The sequence below is a fragment of the Selenomonas sp. KH1T6 genome, assembly GCF_900108415.1.
GTDB classification, from domain to species: domain Bacteria; phylum Bacillota; class Negativicutes; order Selenomonadales; family Selenomonadaceae; genus Selenomonas_B; species Selenomonas_B ruminantium_A.
On record NZ_FNWN01000073.1, the window covers coordinates 1 to 1,793 of the forward strand.

At 50.4% G+C, this 1,793-nt stretch carries 1 protein-coding gene; it reads left to right on the plus strand.

What is annotated here, in order from left to right; genetic code table 11:
* The first annotated feature begins 154 nt into the window (after window positions 1-154).
* Window positions 155-1,726 (plus strand): IS66 family transposase, encoded by a 1,572-nt coding sequence (gene tnpC, locus BLW59_RS17015; RefSeq protein WP_074699052.1) that lies wholly within the window; start codon window positions 155-157, stop codon window positions 1,724-1,726.
* The last annotated feature ends 67 nt before the right edge of the window (window positions 1,727-1,793 follow it).

Sequence of the window (1,793 nt, forward strand, 5' to 3'; positions counted from 1 at the left end):
TCCATATCACAGCCAAGAGCCGTTCAAAAAGTTCATCCTGCCCATAGCTTCTAACTCGTAAAAACTAAAGCACCATCCATCTTCAGCCCGCGCCATTCCTGGCTTTGCGGGCTTTTTTGTGGTATAATTGAAGCATACAGATAGGAGGTTTTCCATGACAGACATACGCGAGCAGGAGATGCAAAACCGCATAGATGCTCTTGTCCTTGAAAAGGAAAATCTCTCTAATGAGGTCAGCTATCTCAAGGAACAGATTGCCCATTTGAAGAAGCTGGCTTTTGGCTCCCGTACCGAGAAAACGAAGCGGGTCATGGGTGAGGATATCGAGATCAACCTTTTCGATGAAGCAGAGGTCGAGGCAAAGGCAAGTGCTCCCGAGCCGGTCATTGAAGTGCCTGCACATAAGCGCCGCAAGAAAACGAAAGGCCGTTTGGAAGAGATCCTGAAGGATTTTCCCCATGAGGAGCGTCTCATCACCCTGCCGGAGGATGAGCGCATCTGCAAGCGCTGTGGCACCAAGCTTGTTTCCATGGGCCGTGAGAAAATCCGTACAGAAGTGCAGTTCATCCCAGCCACGGTAAAGATCATCGACTTCTACCGTGAATCTTTTCAGTGCCTGGAGTGCCGCAAACAGGAGCACTTTTCCATCGAAAAGCCAGCAATGCCCCAGCCGGTGCTGGCAAAATCCATTGCCTCTCCTTCCAGCGTTGCACATGTCATCACGCAGAAGTACCAGTTTGCCATGCCCCTTTACCGACAGGAAAAAGAGTGGAAAGCCATCGGCATTGCACTTCCCAGGGCCACTTTAGCCAACTGGGTCATACGGTCTGCGCAGGATTGGCTTATGCCATTAGTAGACCATATGCATAAGATGCTGCTCCTTCAGCCAATCATACATGCTGATGAGACGCCGGTTCAGGTGCTTGGTGAAAAGGGCCGCAAGAACAAAACAAAGTCCTACATGTGGGTTTTCACCAACGGAGAGTATGAGCAGGACGGTCATCAGATCCGGATTTACAAGTACCAGCCCGGAAGGAGCGGCAGCTTTGCAGGGGAATTCCTGAAGGATTACAAGGGGGCTCTCCTAACAGATGGGTATGCCGGCTATGAGCAAGCTTCCTGCCGTGCCCATGCACTCTGCTGGGCCCATGCCCGCAGGTACTTTGTGGAAGCCCTGCCCCCCGGCCTGAAACAGGAAGAGGCAGACGCTTCCATCAGCGGCCAGGCCATCAAGAGAATAAACGAGCTGTTTGCCCTGGATAAAACTTTGGCAGACAAAACGCCCGAAGAACGGCAGCAGGAACGTCTACGGCTTGAAAAAGACAAGCTGGAGGCTTTTTTCGCATGGCTTGAAAAGGCCCAGCCTGGCACGCTTCCGAAATCTGCACTTGGCAAAGCCGTGAATTATTCCCTCAACCATAAGGAAGGCCTGAGCGTATACCTGAACGACGGCAATGCAGCCTTGTCCAACAATATATGCGAACGTGCCATAAGAAGCTTCACCATAGGACGTAAAAATTGGCTGTTTTCGGCCTCGCCGAAAGGCGCCGCAGCCAGTGCTGCCGTCTACAGCGTGGTTGAAACCTGCAAAGCCAATGACATAGATCCTTTTAAATATCTGGTCTATTTGTTTGAACGGATGCCCAACATGAATTTCAAAATCCATCCTGACGAGTTGGATGAGTTGCTTCCTTGGAATGAAGAAGTTCAGAAAAACTGTAAGTAAAAAAGCATGGCCATGAACGGTCATGCTTTTTTCATTTACGTGCTACACCAGATGGTTTACCGCTTAC

What these genes read in the sequence shown, in the direction of transcription:
- tnpC (WP_074699052.1), top strand. Translation starts at nt 155, where the DNA reads ATGACAGACATACGCGAGCAGGAGATGCAAAACCGCATAGATGCTCTT.